A 19,638-nucleotide genomic window follows, 5' to 3' on the forward strand; every position below is an offset into this window, starting at 1 on the left:
TAATTTTTGCTACAATGGCGACAAAGTAATTTAGGGTAAATAGCGTGCTGCCGGTTCAAGAAATATATAACTCACTCATTGATGCATTAAAAGCCAACCCAATCACCTTACTGCAAGCGCCGCCTGGTGCAGGTAAATCAACGTGGTTGCCATTACAGCTTATGCGCGATGGGCATTATAAACACATAGTGATGTTGGAGCCTCGGCGCTTAGCTGCACGTAATATTGCCAATTATTTAGCGCATTGCCAAAACGAAACGCTGGGGCAAAGTGTCGGTTTACGGGTGCGAGGTGAGAGTAAAGTAAGCGTACACACGCGCCTTGAAATAGTCACCGAAGGCATGCTGACACGCATGTTACAAAATGACCCTGAACTCAGTGATGTTGATTTACTGATTTTTGATGAGTTTCATGAGCGCTCTATCGCAGCAGATACCGCGCTGGCTTTTGCTTTAGAATCGCAAGCGGCGCTACGTGAAGATTTAACCATTATGCTGATGTCGGCCACCCTCGATAGCGATCGTTATACCGCATTTTTTAATTGCCCAGTTATTCAGTCAAGCGGGCGAAGTTACCCGATTGACGAAATATATTGCCCAATAAAAGATGAAAGCCGCTGGCTTGATGCCATCCCCGCTATTATAAAACAAGCACTCAATGAGCAAACAGGCAGTGCGCTGGTATTTTTACCCGGCCAGCGTGAAATACTGCGAGTGCAGCAAGCGTTGATCGACTTGCCCAGTAATTGTATTGTTGCCACATTATTTGGCGAACAAGATAAAGCCAATCAACAAGCAGCAATTGCACCAGCGCCTCAAGGAATGCGAAAAGTGGTACTAACGACCAATGTTGCCGAAACAAGTTTAACCATTGAAGGTATTAGAATTGTTGTTGATAGCGGCAAGCGCCGTGCAGCCAGCTTTAATTTAAAAACCGGTGTGACTGAGCTTACTACGCAAAGTATATCGCGTTCATCGGCAGTACAACGCGCAGGGCGTGCAGGACGAATAGAACCAGGGGTTGTGTATCGGTTAGGTTCCAAACAAACTTTTGAGAGACGAAACAGCCACGATAACCCTGACATTCTTACCTCAGATATTAGCCAACTGATGCTTGAGGCGAAGCAGTGGGGCGCAAGTATTAGTGAACTCACCTTACTTGACCCGCCGAGTGAGCAACAATGCAGCCAAGCTACTAATTTATTATCTATGCTTGAAGCTATAGATAGTAACGGTAAGCTCACCACGCTGGGTAGTAAAATGTTGGGCTTTGGTGCCGATATTCGCTTAGCGCATATGTTATTAAAAGCGCAAATGTTAGAACCACGGTTAAGTGGGATTTATCGATTAGCTATTTATTTAGTGGCCTTACTAGAAAGCCGAGTTAACACTGCCAATGAGCTCAACCTAGCACTGCATAGTCTACAACAACGACCACATCCGGTGTTTAAGCAGCAATTAAATTATTGGTTAAAACGCTTAAAATTTACCGATAGCCGTACAGATTTAAACACTGAACATTTGAGCTTATTAGTGTCGCTTGGTTATCCAGATCGGATTGCTAAAAAACGCGGTAATGGCTACTTATTAGCAAATGGGGCAGGGGCTGAGCTAAACCCTGACTACTGGCATAATGACGAATATATAGCTATTGCCAGTATGGGCGGGCATAAAGGCGGGCGTATTTTTGCAGCCACGGCGCTAAATCCATTAGCGCTTAAAGAGTATTTACCGCATTTATTCACTGAGTTGACCCGCTGCGAGTTTGATGAAAAAGCCGCTCGGTTTATTCATCAAGATGAAGTAAAACTTGGGGAAATTACCCTTAGTAGCCAACCAAGTAAACATAAGCTTGATAAAACAGAGCGCACCAAGGCATGGCTTAGTTTGTTTGCCAAACAGGGCTTTTCACTGTTTAACGAGCAAAAAGAAAGTGAGCAACTGCTTATTAGAATGTGCCTAGCTAGCAAATTGATGCCAGAACAGTTTCCTATTATTAGTCAGCAGCAGCTCATTGAAACAGCAGGTGATTGGTTAGGGGTATACCTTGAAGATATTAAAACCCTTGAGCAACTTAAAAAGTTTAATTATTTTGAGGCACTACAAAATTGTTTTAATTGGCAACAGCAAAGCGAGCTAAAATCTTTACTCCCACTGCGGCTAACAGTACCAAGTGGCTCTAACATAAAAATTGAATACCAACTTGATGGACCTGCCAAGCTTAGTGTGCGCATGCAAGAAGTATATGGTTTAACCAGCACGCCTATGTTAGCTAACGGTAAATTAACACTGCTAATGGAGTTGTTATCGCCAGGCAAGCGTTCACTACAGTTAACTCAAGACTTAGCGCATTTTTGGAATAGTAGTTACCGCGAGGTACAAAAAGAGATGAAAGGGCGCTACCCCAAGCACTTTTGGCCAGACGATCCTGCCAATAGCGTTGCCACCAATAGAGTAAAAAGCAGAATGTGATCACGCTTCCTTAATGTCACTTAATGTTAAACGTTGACCATACAAATAACGAACATTTTTGGGCGTTTTACAAGCACTAAACTATTATTACTTTAATGCTGATATTTTACAGAGTAAGACTTACTACGCTAGTGTACATATGAGTCGTAAGGTAGCGAGCGTTTGTAACTAATTGAAGATGCAGCTAACAATCTAAAAGTGATAATAGAGGGAAGATGCATGAAAGACGTTATCTTTAGAGGGCTTGAGGCACTGGTTATTGAAAAATGTGGCATGGCTGCATGGGACGACTTACTTGAAAAAATGCACCTGAAGGTCGTGTTTATATTTCTGCAGAAAGTTATCCAGATGAAGAAATAGTTGGTTTGGTACAAGATGTAGCAACTGCACTTTCTATGTCTATGCCAGAGGTATTAAAGGCCTTTGGAGAGTATTTATTTTCTCACTTAAAGGCACGTCACCCAGCTATAGTAGACAGCTTTAATAGTTTTGCTGATCTCATTATTAGTATTGATAAAGTAATTCATGTTGAAGTAGCTAAGCTTTATCATGAGCCTAATTTACCTGAAATTGACGCCAAAATTATTGAAGACGGGTTTATTTTAATGCGTTACAACTCTAAGCGACAGCTTTGTATGTGCGCCGAAGGGCTTATTTTTGGTGCTGCGGCTCATTATGGGGTTGATGCTAAACTTAATCATGCCCAGTGTATGCATGATGGGTTTGATTCGTGTTTAATTGAAATAAAATATGAGACTCCCCATGGCTGAAGACGACTACAATTATAAAAAAGCGTATTTGCGCGAAAAATCAGCCAGAGATCAATTAGAAACCCTACTAGAAGACAAAACACGGGCATTGTTTATTGTTAATCAAGAGCTGGAAGAAAAGCTCGAAACGGTTAAAAACCAACAAATAACCTTAATGCAAAGTGAAAAAATGGCCACGCTAGGGACACTCTCTGCTGGGATGGCTCACGAAATAAATAACCCGCTTGCTTACATAACCAGCAATGTAGAAAGTATAAATTTATAAAGCCCGTGTTGGTTTCGTTAATGACGGCGGCTCAACAAATTGTAGATAAATCGATTTCAGTATCGCAGTTAGAGTCTATTTTAGTTCAGCTCAATCAAGAGAACGATTTAAGCTTTATTGTGGACGATATTGATGACTTAGTTGATGATACCCAAGAGGGATTAGAGCGCATAGCTCATATTGTTAGTAACCTTGTCGACTTTGCAAGCCTAAAAGACAACGTAACTGCAATGGCAGATATTACAGAATCACTCAATGGCACACTAAAACTACTCGACAACCAGCTAGGGACGTGTGCTATAGAGTTACACATTGAAAAGTTACCTCTAACACGGTGTAATATTTCATCTATGAAACAAGTGTTTGTAAACTTATTAATTAATGCCAAACACGCCTGCGACGATTTGCGCGATCAGCAAGGAAAAATAAGTGTTAAGCTGTTTGCCAATGAAAACAATATTTACATAGAGGTGGCAGATAACGGCTGTGGAATGGACGCTGATACACTTAAACAAATGTTCGATCCCTTCTTTACCACTAAACCAGTAGGCCAAGGCACTAGTATGGCTATAGTTTACAATGTGCTTAAAGAGCACAATGGCACTATAGAGGTTGAAAGTGAAGTAGGTATGGGGTCTTTAATACGTTGTGTAATACCTATTGCTACATAACTTTGTAAGCTTAAAGTTTACAATGCAGGCATGGCTACAAAGTGTGTTGTGGCTATTGAGCGTAGGTATAAGTATCTTAACTCGATACTTCTTGTCCGCCGTGTTGCTCGGCTAAATCATCAAGTTCGGCAACGGTATAATCAAATCCGCTTTCATCATATTCGTAGCTTACTTTAACGCTGTCGCCGCCATTAAAAAGACGTGTTTTTACGTCATTGACTGGCCAATCTTTTAATTCGTGTAAAAAGCGGTTGGCTACTTGTGATGACTCAAACCGGTAACTAATCTCTGTTTTCATAAATAATAATACCCTGATAATTTTACCCCCGTAGTTTGTTGATTTTTACCAAGGAGTCAAGTTATCTACTTTAAAAGGGCAATAAATTATGACTTTATAGATACTTATCGGTCATAGTAATCTAAATTGGAGTGTTAACAGTATAAAGCTTGTTTAAAAAACAATAACTATATAACAATAACGGAGTAGGCAATGAAACATTTAGTGACTTTAGTTGGGCTTATCGCTTTTTTAATGGTGGTAGTACCGGGACCTCTTTATAAATTTAATATTGTTGAACTAGGTACTGCCTTTGCTGGTTTTAGATTAGGCGTTTATGTTGGTGGGGCAGCATTAGCCTTATTATTAGTTCAAGTGCTATTCATGCGTAAAACAGTGAGCCTAATCAGTGCAGTGGTCACGGTTATTTTTGCAGCTGTTGCTATTGCAATGCCGATTAACATGATGAATACAGCAAAAAGTGTTCCGCCAATTCATGATATTTCTACCGATTTAATTAACCCACCTAAGTTTGTTGCGGTTGTGCCTTTACGTGCTGATGCACCTAACCCTGTTGCTTACGCGGGTGAAGAAACGGCAGCGCAGCAACGTGAAGCGTACCCAGAACTAAAACCGCTCGAGTACAACCAAACCCAAACAGAGCTGGTGGCAGCAATTACTAAAGCCATGGAAAACTTAGGCTGGGAACTGGTTAATAGTGATGTTAATAATGGCATTGTTGAAGCAACAGACACCACAACATGGTTTGGTTTTAAAGACGATGTTGTGGTTCGTATTAACGATAAAGGCAGTAAACGCGTGGTCGATATACGCAGTAAATCACGTATTGGTAAAAGTGATTTAGGTAAAAATGCACAGCGTATTAAAACACTGATTGACGAGTTAAATGCTGTTGTTGTGGAATAATTAATTACCAAAAACAGCCCTCGCGTTTTGCAGGGCTATTTGCAGTTGCACATGATCAGCTTATGTTCATAGCTGACAGTGCATACTGTAGATGATTTTTAATAAACTATGGAGTTATTATGAAAACAGTCGGATATGCAGCAAAAAGCCAAGGTTCTGAACTTACAGAGTTTTCTTTTGAGCGCCGCGATTTACGAAATAACGATGTAGCAATAGAAATTTTATATTGTGGTGTGTGCCATTCAGACTTACACGCAGTGCGTAACGACTGGGGGGGTAGTAATTACCCATTAGTTCCTGGGCACGAAATTGTAGGTAAAGTAATATCAGTCGGTAGTGATGTAAAAAAATACAAACAAGGCGATACCGTTGCTGTAGGGTGTATGGTTGACTCCTGCCAAAGCTGTGACCAATGTGATAATCACGAAGAGCAATTTTGTCGTGAAGGCATGGTCGGTACTTACAGCGGGACCGATAGAGTTAACGGCGAAATGACTCAAGGTGGCTACTCTAAACACGTTGTAGTACGCGAAGAGTTTGTATTATCAGTGCCTGAAAACTTAGAATTATCGCGCGTGGCGCCGTTACTTTGCGCCGGTATTACTACTTATTCACCGTTACATAAATGGGGTGTAAAAACAGGTAGCCGAGTTGCTGTGGTAGGCCTTGGTGGATTAGGTCATATGGCGGTTAAAAATGCAGTAGCAATGGGTGCAACCGTTACTGTTATTGGTCGTACTGAGTCTAAAAAAGAAGATGCAATTAAGCTCGGCGCACAGCATTATTTAGTATCAAACAATGATGATGAAATGAAAAATGCGCAGTCAGCGTTTGATGTCATTATTGATACCGTGCCTGTAAAGCATGACTTATCAATTTACACACCACTACTTGATATCGATGGTACCTTGGTTATTGTTGGCCAAGTAGGCCCAGTAGATGAGCTAAACACAGTTCCTCTTTTAATGGGTCGTCGTCGTGTGGCTGGTTCTTTAATTGGCGGCATTGCAGAAACACAGCAAATGCTTGATTTTTGTGGTGAGCACAACGTACTGCCAGAGTGTGAAATGATCAACATAGACGAAATTAACACCGCTTATGAGCGTATGGAACGCTCTGATGTGCGATACCGTTTTGTTATTGATATGTCATCTATTAGCGTTTAATACGCTAAAGAGTAAAATGTAAAAAGAGCCGCTTAGCGGCTCTTTTTGTTTTTATTAACAAGGCTGTGCCTGTTTAGTTTTGTTGCCGCTAATTTGTATATAACTAAGCAGCCACATTAACAGCCCACCTAAAAATAAAGCCGCAGCAACATAGCCTGTTTGATTTGGCGCTGCCCCTTTTGCAATAGCAATGCCGCCAACCCAAGGGCCAATAGCATTTGCAATATTAAACGCACACTGCACTAATGCCCCAATCATGGCGTGGCCGTCAGGTGATACATCCATTAATAGCGTTTGCACTAAGGTTGATAGCCCTAAGCTGCAGCCAATAAAAAATATAACCGCATACAGCAGATAAATATTATAGCTGGCACTGACATATGCAAATGCAAAAACAATGGTAGAGGCAAGCGTAAATCCGGTGGTTTTAATCGCTGATTTATCGGCAGCTTTACCTAGTACGTAATTACCGAGCGTAGAGCCAATACCAAACATCACCATAGCAATTGAAATTGTATAGGGCGCGCTCTGAGTGACCTCTAAGATCGTATCGGCCACATAGGTATAAATACAAAATACGCCACCAAAGCCAATAATAACAATCCCTAATATTGACCAAACCAGTTTGTTTTTTAGCACCCCTAATTCGTTGAGTAAGTTAGAAGTATGGGTGTTTTTAACATTAGGCACCACGTTATACACAAAAATAAAGGCAATAAACGCCAACACCCCAGCTGCAGCGAGGCAATAACGCCAACTAAGATTTTGCCCAACGAGCGTTACTACGGGTACGCCTACAATGGTTGCGACTGTCAGCCCCATAAATACTTTTGACATAAAGCTAGCACGCTTTCCAGCAGGCGCTATATCTGAGGCCAATAACAAGGCTGCGCCAAAATATGCGCCATGGGGTAAACCACTTAAAAACCGAAACAGCACAAGTTGCTCTAATGAACTAGCTAAGGCGCTTAAGCTATTAGCAATACACATTAAACTTAAAAATAGTAACAGCGCTTTTTGTTTACGCATGTTTGCTGTTGCCAACATTAAAATAGGCGCGCCAACAACCACTCCAAGAGCATAAGCACTAATAGCATAACCACTTTGTGACGGGGTACTGCCAAATGCCTCACTAATTAATGGCAACATAGGCATCATAGAAAATTCAGATAACCCCAAAATAAAAGTACCCAACGCTAGCACAATTAAAATAGCGGTTCTATTGGGCTGACCCGACGGCGATGTAGTATCAACGGCCATATAAAATCCTTGAAGATAATAAATAAAATTTAATAACAAACTAAACGCCAGTGCGTTTAAAAATAAAGCACACACGCTTATTTAGTTGAATGTGGAAATGAGGAGTAAAGAGGCGTGCATTTTAAATTAAAAGCTCTCTTTCGTCATGGACTAAACCATAATTTAAGATGAATAAAATTTAACTTAAGCCAACCAAAGGATGGTTAAGTAAGTTCAGCAAAGTATTAACGCAATCAAAAATAAGCAGTGTTAAATTTAAAATGTAATGTTAACTTGACTTTTTGTAAGGCATGAATGATATTTGTAAAGTAAACATTACTTTTAAAAACAGGATAAAGGCAATGAAAGCAGAATTAAATTTAAAACAACGCCAAATTAAAAATACCAGTTACCTAGCTAAATGGACCTTAATATGGCTTTTTACTTTAGCTATTTGCAGCTTTGGCCCCACTTTAATCTGGGATCGTTCAGCGCTAATTAGTGGCTTTTTTATTATTATAAATTTGGCTGCTGGCGTAGGGATGATTTTAGCCAACAAGCGCTATTTGCAAGGCATGGATGAATTAATGCAAAAAATACATCTCAGTGCCATGGGGTTTACCTTAGGTGCAGTGTTAGTAGGCGGGCTGGCATACACCAATTTAAAATTGAGTGGTTTAATTGATTTTAAAGCGCAAATACCCGACTTAATGTTTTTAATGGGGGCGGTGTATTTAATTAGTGTGTATGTGCTTAATAAACACTATTGCGCAGGTGATGAATGAAAAATAGATTAAAAGTGTTAAGAGCCGAGCATAATTTCACTCAAGCAAAGTTGGCCGAGCTGTTGGATGTATCGCGCCAAACGATTAATGCCATTGAAAAGGGCAAGTTCGATCCCAGCTTGCCACTGGCTTTTAAGGCCGCAAGGTTGTTTAAACTTAAAATAGAAGACATTTTTGATGACGAACATGGTTAAAAATTAACAAAGTGCGACAATATGTCGCGCTTTTTAACTTGCCGCAGCACGTATAATTTACCCACAAAATTTTTGTGGTAAATCAATAATGACTGATAAAAAAAATCCCCTAACCTCCTATTTAGTATCGCCTTTGGCACTTGTTATAAGTGGCGTACTATCGCCTGTTGCCTTTGCAGATGACGCCTCAATTGAAGTGATTGAAGTACACGGTCAAGCACAAAATAAACACCTATCATTAGGCTCATCTGAATCGTTATTAACTGATTTAGGTGTGGACTTTTCAGCCGCCGGTGGCATGGCTAACTTACCTGTTTTAAATGGTTTAATGGGCGATAGAGTGGCGGTACTGGTCGATGGAGCGCAAATCACCGCCGCCTGTGCTAACCAAATGAACCCGCCACTGTCGTATATTTCAGCCAATCAAATTAGTAGCTACAAAGTAATTGCGGGTATTTCTCCAGTAAGCGCCGGTGGCGATAATATTGCAGGGGTGATTGCTGTTAATTCTATTTCACCTCAGTACAGTGAAAATAGCGAACTTGCATGGCATTCAGGTTATGTGTCAGCCCAGTACAGCACCCTTGATAACGCCAAAAAGGTCGGCGCAGGTATGCGCATTGCCAGCGATGTATTCAGTTTTAATTATCAAGGTGCGTTTAGCGATGCTAACAGTTATGAAGATGGTAACGGCGATTTAGTGCTCGATACCCTGTACCGCGCGCAAAACCATAGTTTAAGTGCTGCCATGCGCGATGATAAGCAACAATTAGTGGTTAAGCTAAGCCATCAAAAAATACCCTATCAAGGCTTTGCTAACCAATATATGGATATGACAGATAACACCAGCTATGGCGCTGTTGCCCAGTATAAGCGTGCTTTTACAAACAGTGAGCTTGAAGCGCAGTTAAACTGGCATAGCGTAAAGCATGAAATGGGGTTTTTTAGCGCAGAAAAAACCGGAAAAATGCCAATGAAAACCGACGCCGAAGATATAAGCACTCAGTTAAAATGGCGATTAGCGCTTGATAACAACAGCCAGTTATTACTCGCCCAAGAGTACCATTATATGAATATTGATGATTGGTGGCCTGCGGTTGAAGGCTCAATGATGATGGGGCCAAATGACTACAACAATATTAATAACGGCCGGCGTCAGCGTATTGCCCTGCTTGCTGAATATGAAAGCCAACTAAATACTCGCTGGTGGTTAAATGCAGGCATTCGATTTGAAAATGTAATGACCAACACTCATGATGTGCAAGCATATAACCCAGGCATGGCTGCAATGAATGCGATGGCCATGGCGATGCCAAGCGATGCAATGGCCGCTAAAAATTTTAATAACCAAAGTAAAAAACAAACAGATAATTTAGTTGATGCAAACGTGCTGATTAATTATCAACTAAGCAATAACGACGAACTACAAATTGGCTTAACCCGTAAAAATCGTGCGCCTAATTTATACGAACGCTACAGTTGGGGGGTGGGCAATATGGCCACCACTATGATTGGATGGTACGGCGATGGCAACGGCTATATTGGTAACATTGCCCTTAAACCTGAAACCGCACACACGCTTAGCACTACGTATACCCGTATGGCTAAAGACGACAGCTGGCGTATCAGTGCTAATGCATGGGTGAGCGATGTAAATGATTATATTGACGTCAACAGAGTAAGAAGCTTTAACCGCACAGCGCTTGCAGCTAATACCCGTAATGTACTTATGTTTAATAACCTAGATGCCACGCTTTATGGAGTAAAGCTAGATGCGGTTGCTACTCTGCACGAGTCTAAGCAGTATGGTAGTTGGTCGTTAAAAGCTAACATTACCAATACCCGTGGTAAGCGCGACGATACCAATCAGCCGCTTTATCAAATTAAGCCACTGCAAACCCAATTTGCGATTAACCAGCAAGTTGGCCGCTTTGAAAACGCTCTCACGTGGCAGTGGGTCGATAGTAAAACCCGCGTAGATAGCAACCGCCTAGAAAACCAAACTGAGCAGTATCATTTACTTAATTTAAGCTCTAAAGCCAGTTGGGATGCATTGACCGTGAGTGTTGATATTACCAACCTGCTTGATGAGTATTATGAATTACCATTAGGTGGCGTAAGTATTGCAGAATTTAAACAAGATATGTCGCAGGGCTTTAATCAATTAGCTGGGCAGGGGCGCTCTATAAATTTAGCCATGAGTTACGCGTTTTAAGATGAGAGAGTAAGTTAGTACCAGCCGTCAGATTCGATTTTAGGTTAATCGAGTCTGACGGTTTATTGCCATTAATTTTTAAGTTTGCTTGTGACAAAATTCTATAAACTGCGTTAACAGTGGGTTTTTGTATTTGTCTTTATGCATCACTAACCAAAACTGCCTTTGCATGGAGTGGTTTAAATTAAGCTGTTTAACACGGCCATCTTTTAGGGCATATTGCGCAGCAAGTGATGATAAACATCCTAAACCCAAGCCATTCGCTACACAGTTTATAAGCGCTTCAGTGGTGTTGAGCTCCACGCTTTGTGCCCAATTTTTTATATGTGGTGCAAGGCTATGTAAAAAGAAGGAACGCGAGCCAGAGCCCGTCTCTCTTAATACCCATTGGCTACTATTTAAGTCGTTAAAGCTAAGTTGTTTTTTTGCAGCCAGTGGGTGGTTTATTGGCGCAATAATACACATAGCGTCATGGCTAAACACATTAGAGACTAAATCGCCTTGATGGGCTTGGCCTTCAATAAGTGCTATATCGAGCTCGTAATCTATAAGCTTTTGACAAATAAGCGCCGAATTGGAAATCAGTATTTGTTGCGAGTAATGCTGTTGCTGCGCTCTGAATTTGCTTAGTAAAGCAGGCAATAGATGATTACCTATAGTATCGCTGGCACCAATTTTTAAGGTTCCGCTGGTAGGAGCGTTGTCTAAAAACAAGTTATCGATAGTATTTGCCCGATTTAATAGTTCATCAGCAAGGGGCAGTAGTTTTTGCCCTTCTTGATTTAATAATAAGCGATTATTTACACGATCAAATAATGGATGGCCTAACTGCTTTTCAAGTTCGCTAAGCGCCATACTCACCGCCGCTTTAGATAGAAACAATGATTCAGACGCTGCTGTAAGGGAGCTGTGCTGGGTTATGCCTACAAATACTTTAAGTTGCTTAAGTGAAATATTCATTATGCTATGTTTAGTTTGCCTGAACGTGCGTTCTATATAATTAGATTTAACTTAACAAAATGCAAGCGTAAACTTCTCTGTAAGTTACAACCACAGGGTGGAATAGAGATGTTTAAACATATAAAAACAAAAGTATCTGGTGCACCCACCCCAATGGGCGGTTTGGCATTAGGTATTGCCAGCCTAGGTTGGGCTTGGGAGAGTATGGCTAACCTAAATGGCGTAGCACAATATGCCGGTGCCGCTATTGCGAGCGTATTATTGCTATTGTTAACACTTAAGTTTTTATTACATCCTCAGCTGCTTAAAGCCGATTTAGCCCATCCGGTTGTGGGAAGTGTGGTGCCTACTTTTGCTATGGCAACGTTGGTGGTATCTAATTCGTTAGGGCACGTTAATCTATTAGCAGGGGATGTGCTTTGGGTTGGTGCATTTTTATTGCATTTGGGATTTTTACTGAGCTTTATTATTCATCGTGTTCGTGAATTTAAAATTGAACACATGGTGCCAAGTTGGTTTGTACCACCGGTTGGGATTATTGTTGCCGATGTCGCGTTTTCAGGGAATCCGGCTCTGCTATTTTTAGCACAAGGGGCGCTTTATTTTGGCATGCTGATGTATGCAGTTATGTTGCCTATGATGATTTACCGGATCATTTTTGCTGCGCACATTCCTGATGCTGCACAACCTACACTGGCTATTTTAGCGGCGCCAGCAAGTTTATCGTTAGCTGGTTACTTTACAGTTATCAGCGAGCCGTCACCGGTTATTATTGGCTTGTTATTTGGAATTGCGGTACTGATGACCTTTATAATTTACGTCGCATTTTTTAAATTACTGTGCCGTCCATTTTGCCCAGGTTACGCTGCCTTTACTTTCCCTATGGTTATTGGTGCTACTGCGTTATTTAAACTCGCCGCATGGATGCATACAGTGGGAATTGATTTGCAGTTTGTTAAGCAAATACAGTATTTAGCAACGTTTGAATTGATTGTGGCAAGTGGGGTAGTTTGCTATGTGGCGGTTCGTTATTTGGCTCACTTTAAGCTTTTTAACACTCAATTTAAGCCTCTCACCCTATCGCAATAACAATTAAACGCTTGTTTGCACTACCTCGGTAGCACCGTGCTCAATTGCTTGTTCGGCATCTTGCTCAGCAAGCTTTGCGCGCTCTGCTTTTGAAACATAAGCCGGTTTGTTGCTTTTATGCAGCTTGGCATTAGCGCGCTTATCTTTCTTTTGAAACTTAGTAACGATTTTTTTTCTGCGATTCATGATTAACCCCGTAATTTTGAGCTGCGCATTATACAGGCATCTTGTTCAAAGCTGTTAGATAAATTATAAGCTTTGCTTGTGGGTCTGCCGCAAAGCGCTGTTTGTTACTTTACAAGGAGGTTATAATTAGTGTTCTTTGTTGTTAATTAAATGGAATCTGTTTTGAACAAGCTAGCTTTAGCAAGTATTGCCTTATGTGCATTTAGCGCTCATGCACAATTAAATAAACACAGTGAAAGCGTGGCCGATTACGCAGTTAATAACTATCAAAATGCACAGGTGCATACGCTTACTAATTTAGTATCGTTTCCTACGGTTAATAAAAGTGAGATCAGCGCGCCACAAAACCCTGACTTTATTGGCTTTAAAGCATTATTAAAAATGAAAGCCGCTGAACTTGGCTTTGACTACCAAGATTTAGGCTATACCGTACTCATAGGCATGGGTGAGCAAAAAGAAAAAGTAACCATAGTGACTCACGGCGATGTACAACCTGCAAACGCCAGCAAATGGAAACAAAGCCCATTTATTATTGATACCTCAGAGCCGGGTAAATTAGTTGGCCGAGGTACCGAAGACGATAAAGGCGCTATAGCCACCGCTTTATATGCGATGAAAGCCATAAAAGATAAAGGCATAACCCTTGATAACCGCATTGAATTAATGATTTACCTAGCGGAGGAGTCTGACTGGGGGCCGTTAACTGAGTTTATGAAAACCTATGAGCAACCAAAGTATGCGATAACCATTGATGCCTCATACCCTGTAGTGGTTGCTGAAAAAGGCTGGAGCTTAATTGCGCCAACATTTGATGCAACATCACCACAAACAGGTGTGTATGTCAGCAATGTCACGGGTGGTGCCTTTGCTAGCCAAATCCCTGAAGATGCCAGCTTAACTTTGCATAATGCGAGTACTGAATTGGTGGCTCAATTAAAACAAACAGCCAAGGTTCTTAAGCAAGTAGAATTTACCTTTGATGATCAAACAGATGGAACTTTAATTAGTGTTAAAGGCATGTCGGCTCACTCATCTGAGCCAGAGTCAGGTGTTAACGCCATTGCTTATTTGGCTGAACTATTTAAAGCCGTTGAGCTTGAAAACAACAGTGATGGCCAGCTCATTGATTTTGTTAATCAGCTTATTGGTTTAGATATTCACGGTAAACAGTTTGGCGAAATTGCTTATGAACATGACTTTATGGGGCCAATGACCGTAGCGCCTACGGTTATTGAACGTGAGGGTAATGCGCTTACTTTAGCGGTCAATGCTCGCCGTCCGGTTGGTAAAGATGAGACGTTACTTAAACAACAAATTGATACTGCGCTTGCTAATTGGCAAACGGCTAATCAGGTTACGTTAGCTAACATTAAAACCACCATTGGTACGCCCATGCTTTTAGATAGCGCACCCCATGCGCAAAAGCTACTTGATATTTTTAAGCATTATACGGGTGATAAAAACGCTGATTTTGTCTCTATTGGTGGTGGTACCAACGCTAAGTTATTTGATAATGCCGTATCGTTTGGCCCATCTATGCCGGGCAAACGCTACACCGGGCACTCAGAACATGAGTTTATTACCCTTGAGCAATTAGCACTTAATTTACGTATGTACACCGCAATGATGATAGAGCTGGGGAATATGTGATTTTGGATATATAACCTATATCTAATACGAAAAAACCGCCGTAACGGCGGTTTTTTTTATAGCAACGGTGTGCTATTGAAAATCAACTTCTGGCAAGCATTCAAATCCAGGTTTTGCAAATAAATAACCTTGCATTAGCTCAATACCTGCGTGTTTTAACCACTGATATTCTTCAATGGTTTCAATGCCTTCAGCCAGAGCTGTAACATTTAGCGCGCTAAACATGTTTAAACAGTGGGTAACGATTGCCTGGCGATTTTTATCTTTGTCGATATCTCTGATCAGCGCCATATCAAGCTTGATAATATCAGTTTGAAAATCGGCTAATAGGTTTAATCCAGAATAGCCTGAACCAAAGTCATCGCTGGCTGTTTTAAAGCCTAATTCTTGGTAATAGCTCACAACACGTTTTACATGTGCGCTGTCTTCTATTTTTTCGACTTCTGTAAATTCAAACATAATATTTGTTGTAGGGAAGTTATACTTTTTAGCGGCTTCTAGGGTGGTACGAATACAACGCTCTGGCTTGTAGATAGCGTTTGGTAAAAAGTTAATACTAAGCATCGAATCTACACCTAGCTTTGATGCAAGTGCAATCGCTTTAATTCTGCATAACTGATCAAACGTATAGCGGTTAGTATCGTTAACGCGAGAAATGATAGAGTAGGCAGATTCATTATTTAAACCACGGACAAGTGCTTCATATCCAAAAATAGTATTATTTTGACAATTTACAATAGGCTGAAATGCCATGGTAAAGTCAAAATCTAGTTCATTCGAATCAGCGCAATTGCTACAAGATACTTTTTCGCAATTTAGTGATTTATCATTCATTCATCGTACCCTTTGTTTTAACCTACAAAATAAGGTGTGGTTAAGCCTGCCCTTAATCCTAACAAAGTATTGATATTTTACATAATCTATTTAACTGTTTTTGTTTAACCTTTTTGTAACTCACTGCGATTAAATAGTGCCTTTATTTCTATGATTAATGAAAAAGTAGCAATAAGGTTATGGCTTCTTTACATGCGCATAACCTTACTTTTCATGAGCTTTAAGCGCTTTGCGCCTAGCTTAATACACTCGGTATTTACTTAAGTGTGGCGTTAAGCGAAATCTCAGTATTTAATAATTTTGAGATAGGGCAGCCTTTTTTGGTTTGTTCGCACAATGCTTGAAATTGCTCATTTGAAATATCTGCAATGGTTGCATTTACTTCAAGGGCAATGTGCGTCACGGCAAAGCCATCATCCACTTCATTTAAACTAACCACTGCTTCGGTGTTTATGTTCTCAGCGGTAAAGCCCGCTTCACCAAGTGCCAGCGATAAAGCCATACCAAAACAGGCACTATGTGCTGCACCCACTAACTCCTCTGGGTTTGAGCCTGGCTTATCTTCAAAGCGAGTATTAAACCCATACGGCTGGTTATCGAGAGCACCACTTTGAGTTGATATAGTGCCTTTACCACTTTTAATATCGCCAGACCAATTTGAGCTTGCCGTTTTTTTAATTGTCATCATGTTCTCCTTGTTGCGATTAATGTAAATTTTTCAGCATTGATATCAGTTGTATGTAAAATAATCCGATAATTGCTTAAAAATGTACGTAGTAACATGGAGGCTGCAAGATAAACGCCAATCTCTATTTGCTACGTTTACATCGCTCAGAACAATAAATAACGTTATCCCAGTCTCGTTGCCATTTTTTACGCCACGCAAACGGTTTATTACACACAGGGCATATTTTTTCAGGTAGGGTTAGTTTTTTATGTGCCATAGTTATTTGCCTGACTGCTTTTTGGATTTACGTACCGAGGGAGTCATGGCTACATGTTTTTTTAGTATGGCATGAATAGCACGTTTAACATCGGGCCGCTCTCGGTATTGCCATAGCCGTTCGCGGGCTTCTTTTGAGGCGGTGGTTAAATCAAGCATCGGCTCAGGGTAGTCTTCACCTAGTTTAAAGTCGTTAAATAGCGCTTCCATGGGCGTTTGCTCCCAAGGTTGATGTAAATATTCAATGGGGAGCTTTTCAAGTTCAGGGCACCATTTTTTTATAAACGCACCGGTTGGGTCTTTATCCTCCGATTGCTTAATTGGGTTGTAATGACGAATAGTATTAATACCGGTGACAGAGGCTTGCATTTGAATTTGTGGGTAATGAATCCCCGGTTCAAAGTCTAAAAAGTAATTAGCCAGCGGAAAACTTGCCTGTTGCCAGCTGATGTTTAAATGATGCGTTACAAAACTAACCAGCATAGCGCGCATTCTAAAATTAATATAACCGGTGGCTTTTAAACAGCGCATGCAGGCATCAATAATAGGAATACCAGTTTGCCCCTGTGCCCAGCGTTCAATATCGCTAGTAACCTGGGCGTCATCACGATACGGAAATGCATGGTAACCCGGATTTAGCGCTTTAAATTCCATGGTGCATTCGCTTTCAAACTTTTGCATAAAATGACAATGCCAATGCAAGCGTGATACAAACGCGGCAAGTGGGCGCTTCCACCCTTTTTTATCAGCAGAAGTGCTATGGTATGCGTCAATCGCCATTTGATACACTTGCCTCAGGCTGATATTCCCCCACGCTAAATAGGGCGATAACCTAGAGCAATGTGTACGGCTTAAGCTTGGGCTGGATATTCCTTTTTGATAACTCTTACCGCGTTCAGCAAAAAAGCTTTGCATTACTTCACGGGCAAGTCGAGGGCCCCCGTGCTGAAAATGTTCATTATCTTGCGTGTAGGCGCTCGGCAGTATAGGTGTTTGATAATCAGTAAGAGCAAGTGGTTTTATTTGTTTCCAATTAGGTATAGCAATAGGTGCTTGCATGGTTTGTTGCCAGCGCTCGTTCCAATTACTGCGATTTCTTTTGCCACGTATCACAGCCCCCGTTGGCGACTCTAACCAGTTAATATGATGGTGTTGGCACCAGGCTTTAATTGCTATGTCACGCTCAAAGGTATTGTTTAGCCCTATTTCTTGGTGGCTAAAGAGGTTTGTGATTTCAAACTGCGAGTGAAGCGATTCAAGCAGGGTTTGCATATCTTCATTAAAGATATACACGCGGCTGTTAAAGCGAGCCAACTGGGTGTTTAAGTCGCAAATAGATTGATATACAAAGCGCCAATGCCGCTCGTTGTAATGCGCATCGTCAAGCAGTAAAGGTTCGAAATTATAAATTAAGAGGGTAGGCAGGCCATTACTAAACGCATTTTTTAAAGGCTGATGATCGCTTAGGCGTAAGTCACGTTTAAACCAGACTATGTTTATTTTTTCTTTCATACTAGCAATATTAAAACCGTGGCATTATAAATAATAGGACAAAACCAATACGTATTAAATGTAAAAGAAGACTAGTGTAAAAACGATTTTGATATAGGCAACTCATGTTAAGGTGATACTAAAATGAGTCGCCAATAAAAGAAGTATTATAAATAGGGAGAATTACCGTGATACTTAAGCAATTTTGGCACTTGCAGTCATGTGAGAGTACACCTATTAAAGCTTCACCAATTGCAACTACTACCATTATCTTTTCCTAAAACTTGCGGGGGTATCGCTTTGTATGACGATACCCTCAGTTAGGGTAAAATTAAAAACGCTTACCAATAGTAAAGCTAAAGACACGAGATATGACAACGCGCGCATTAAATATAATTGATTGATCTGCTACCGTTTCACCTGAGTGAAACTTCCCTCTGATAAGTTTCCTGAGTTATTTAGGTTTTTAACATCGACACGAAGATTTAAGGGTACTCGCCGAGATATCATGGTATGTAGGTAGGGCATCAAAGGCTCCAAACGTTGCTACTGTTTTGGCTCCGCATTTAGTAGCAAAGTCGATAGCCTTTGAAACGTTAGTAAAGTTATTTGCCCAGTCAGTAAATTCTGTTTTATTACTCACTAGCGAAGATATTTGATATAAAAAACCACCTACAAACGCATCGCCTGCAGCTGTGGTATCCACAACATATGCCTTAGGGCAAGGATAAGTACCACTAAATGAGCTAGATGAAAAAGTAATAGGCTCGCCACCATCGGTCATTAAAACTAAAGCTACGCCACTATCTACCCAACTTCTAATAGTGGTATCAATATGCTCTATTCCATAAAGCGAGATCAGCTCATCTTTACTCGCTTTAATAATATCAACTGTTTTAGCAACATCCTCAATAACAGATTTAGCTGTGAGTGGTTCATCCCAGAAGGCTGAACGAAAGTTAATGTCAAAGCATGTAACCGAGCCTGATTCTTTAAAGTGTTTTAGCGCATGTAAGGTTGTATTTAATACTAAAGGTTTTGCAAAAGAGCCTGAACAAAAACTCACAATTTTAGGTGTTGAAAATAAAGAGGGCTCTAAATCGGTTATTTGTAAATCGTAATGTGCAGCATCTTTATCGTAAAATTCAAATGTACGTTCACCGTTTTCATCCAACGATACGAACGCGAGTGCCGTCTTCCCTTTTTTTGAAAAGCCAACATAAGATGTGTTTACATTATACATTTTGAGTGCATTTATTAAAAAGCGACCAAATTTATCATTGCCTACTTTACCAAGCAAATAACTTGAACCACCAAGCTTTGCTACGGCTACAGCAACATTAGCGGGTGCGCCTCCGGCAAACTGTGTGAAGTCTAGTTCGCTATTTGATGCCTTATTGTGCATGCAGTCATGTGAGAGTATATCTATTAAAGCTTCACCAATTGCAACTACTTCCATTATATTTTCCTAAAAATTGCGAGGGTATCGCTTTGCATGACGATAC

17 protein-coding genes and 2 pseudogenes are annotated in these 19,638 nt (G+C 40.7%); 10 read left to right on the forward strand and 9 right to left on the reverse strand.

Annotated elements, in window-relative coordinates; genetic code table 11:
* Positions 1-44 precede the first annotated feature (44 nt).
* The 3 genes and pseudogenes from hrpB to QMA00_RS01185 all read left to right on the forward strand — a co-directional run bounded on the left by hrpB (position 45) and on the right by QMA00_RS01185 (position 4,177).
* On the forward strand, positions 45-2,471 hold the full coding sequence (hrpB, locus tag QMA00_RS01170) for an ATP-dependent helicase HrpB (protein WP_076921424.1): 2,427 nt from the start codon (positions 45-47) through the stop codon (positions 2,469-2,471).
* 219 nt (positions 2,472-2,690) lie between these two features.
* A pseudogene (locus QMA00_RS01180) lies at positions 2,691-3,241 on the forward strand (heme NO-binding domain-containing protein).
* Positions 3,234-4,177: pseudogene (locus QMA00_RS01185) on the forward strand (ATP-binding protein). The pseudogenes QMA00_RS01180 and QMA00_RS01185 overlap by 8 nt, the downstream one beginning before the upstream one ends.
* Positions 4,178-4,253: 76 nt before the next feature.
* On the opposite strand, the gene QMA00_RS01190 reads toward QMA00_RS01185, so the two are convergent.
* Positions 4,254-4,475: a hypothetical protein gene (locus QMA00_RS01190; protein ID WP_008108632.1), complete on the reverse strand. Its 222-nt coding sequence runs from the start codon at positions 4,473-4,475 to the stop codon at positions 4,254-4,256.
* A gap of 192 nt (positions 4,476-4,667) precedes the next feature.
* Between QMA00_RS01190 and QMA00_RS01195 the strand changes: the two genes are divergently transcribed.
* The gene (locus tag QMA00_RS01195; protein WP_076921426.1) at positions 4,668-5,381 is read left to right on the forward strand and encodes a DUF1499 domain-containing protein; all 714 of its coding nucleotides are present in this window, start codon (positions 4,668-4,670) and stop codon (positions 5,379-5,381) included.
* Positions 5,382-5,500: 119 nt separating this feature from the next.
* Positions 5,501-6,547: an NAD(P)-dependent alcohol dehydrogenase gene (locus QMA00_RS01200; protein WP_013464412.1), complete on the forward strand. Its 1,047-nt coding sequence runs from the start codon at positions 5,501-5,503 to the stop codon at positions 6,545-6,547.
* Positions 6,548-6,601: 54 nt separating this feature from the next.
* Here QMA00_RS01200 and QMA00_RS01205 read toward each other — a convergent pair whose 3' ends face one another.
* Positions 6,602-7,807: an MFS transporter gene (locus QMA00_RS01205; RefSeq protein WP_076921429.1), complete on the reverse strand. Its 1,206-nt coding sequence runs from the start codon at positions 7,805-7,807 to the stop codon at positions 6,602-6,604.
* 341 nt (positions 7,808-8,148) lie between these two features.
* Here QMA00_RS01205 and QMA00_RS01210 point away from each other — a divergent pair, with 341 nt between their 5' ends.
* The 3 genes from QMA00_RS01210 (at position 8,149) to QMA00_RS01220 (ending at position 10,980) form a co-directional block, all read left to right on the forward strand.
* Positions 8,149-8,571 (forward strand): hypothetical protein, encoded by a 423-nt coding sequence (locus QMA00_RS01210; protein WP_249928714.1) that lies wholly within the window; start codon positions 8,149-8,151, stop codon positions 8,569-8,571.
* Positions 8,568-8,765 carry a helix-turn-helix transcriptional regulator gene (locus QMA00_RS01215; RefSeq protein ID WP_076921434.1) on the forward strand — a complete coding sequence of 66 codons (198 nt, stop codon included), beginning with the start codon at positions 8,568-8,570 and terminating at the stop codon, positions 8,763-8,765. The genes QMA00_RS01210 and QMA00_RS01215 overlap by 4 nt, the downstream gene beginning before the upstream one ends.
* An 88-nt stretch (positions 8,766-8,853) precedes the next feature.
* On the forward strand, positions 8,854-10,980 hold the full coding sequence (locus QMA00_RS01220) for a TonB-dependent receptor (RefSeq protein WP_076921436.1): 2,127 nt from the start codon (positions 8,854-8,856) through the stop codon (positions 10,978-10,980).
* Between the two features lie 78 nt (positions 10,981-11,058).
* Here the strand turns inward: QMA00_RS01220 and QMA00_RS01225 are convergent, their stop codons facing one another.
* On the reverse strand, positions 11,059-11,940 hold the full coding sequence (locus QMA00_RS01225; RefSeq protein ID WP_076921440.1) for a LysR family transcriptional regulator: 882 nt from the start codon (positions 11,938-11,940) through the stop codon (positions 11,059-11,061).
* 108 nt (positions 11,941-12,048) lie between these two features.
* On the opposite strand from QMA00_RS01225, the gene QMA00_RS01230 reads away from it, so the two are divergent.
* Positions 12,049-13,029, forward strand: a complete 981-nt coding sequence (locus QMA00_RS01230; RefSeq protein ID WP_076921442.1) for a TDT family transporter — start codon at positions 12,049-12,051, stop codon at positions 13,027-13,029.
* A gap of 3 nt (positions 13,030-13,032) precedes the next feature.
* Here the strand turns inward: QMA00_RS01230 and QMA00_RS01235 are convergent, their stop codons facing one another.
* Entirely contained in the window at positions 13,033-13,215 is a 183-nt protein-coding gene (locus QMA00_RS01235; RefSeq protein ID WP_076921444.1) for a DUF2986 domain-containing protein, read from the reverse strand.
* 162 nt (positions 13,216-13,377) lie between these two features.
* On the opposite strand from QMA00_RS01235, the gene QMA00_RS01240 reads away from it, so the two are divergent.
* On the forward strand, positions 13,378-14,865 hold the full coding sequence (locus QMA00_RS01240) for a dipeptidase (RefSeq protein WP_076921645.1): 1,488 nt from the start codon (positions 13,378-13,380) through the stop codon (positions 14,863-14,865).
* A gap of 72 nt (positions 14,866-14,937) precedes the next feature.
* Here the strand turns inward: QMA00_RS01240 and QMA00_RS01245 are convergent, their stop codons facing one another.
* From QMA00_RS01245 to QMA00_RS01265, 5 genes are all read right to left on the reverse strand, one after another.
* Positions 14,938-15,699 (reverse strand): EAL domain-containing protein, encoded by a 762-nt coding sequence (locus QMA00_RS01245; protein ID WP_076921446.1) that lies wholly within the window; start codon positions 15,697-15,699, stop codon positions 14,938-14,940.
* A 256-nt stretch (positions 15,700-15,955) separates the two neighbouring features.
* Positions 15,956-16,384, reverse strand: a complete 429-nt coding sequence (locus tag QMA00_RS01250; RefSeq protein WP_076921448.1) for an OsmC family protein — start codon at positions 16,382-16,384, stop codon at positions 15,956-15,958.
* A 124-nt stretch (positions 16,385-16,508) separates the two neighbouring features.
* Positions 16,509-16,643 (reverse strand): DUF2256 domain-containing protein, encoded by a 135-nt coding sequence (locus QMA00_RS01255; protein WP_076921450.1) that lies wholly within the window; start codon positions 16,641-16,643, stop codon positions 16,509-16,511.
* A gap of 2 nt (positions 16,644-16,645) precedes the next feature.
* Positions 16,646-18,154, reverse strand: a complete 1,509-nt coding sequence (locus QMA00_RS01260; protein ID WP_076921452.1) for a deoxyribodipyrimidine photo-lyase — start codon at positions 18,152-18,154, stop codon at positions 16,646-16,648.
* A gap of 445 nt (positions 18,155-18,599) precedes the next feature.
* Positions 18,600-19,592 (reverse strand): carbohydrate kinase, encoded by a 993-nt coding sequence (locus QMA00_RS01265; RefSeq protein WP_033103828.1) that lies wholly within the window; start codon positions 19,590-19,592, stop codon positions 18,600-18,602.
* Positions 19,593-19,638: the final 46 nt, after the last annotated feature.

The organism is Pseudoalteromonas sp. APC 3694 (assembly GCF_030407565.1).
GTDB lineage: Bacteria > Pseudomonadota > Gammaproteobacteria > Enterobacterales > Alteromonadaceae > Pseudoalteromonas > Pseudoalteromonas tetraodonis.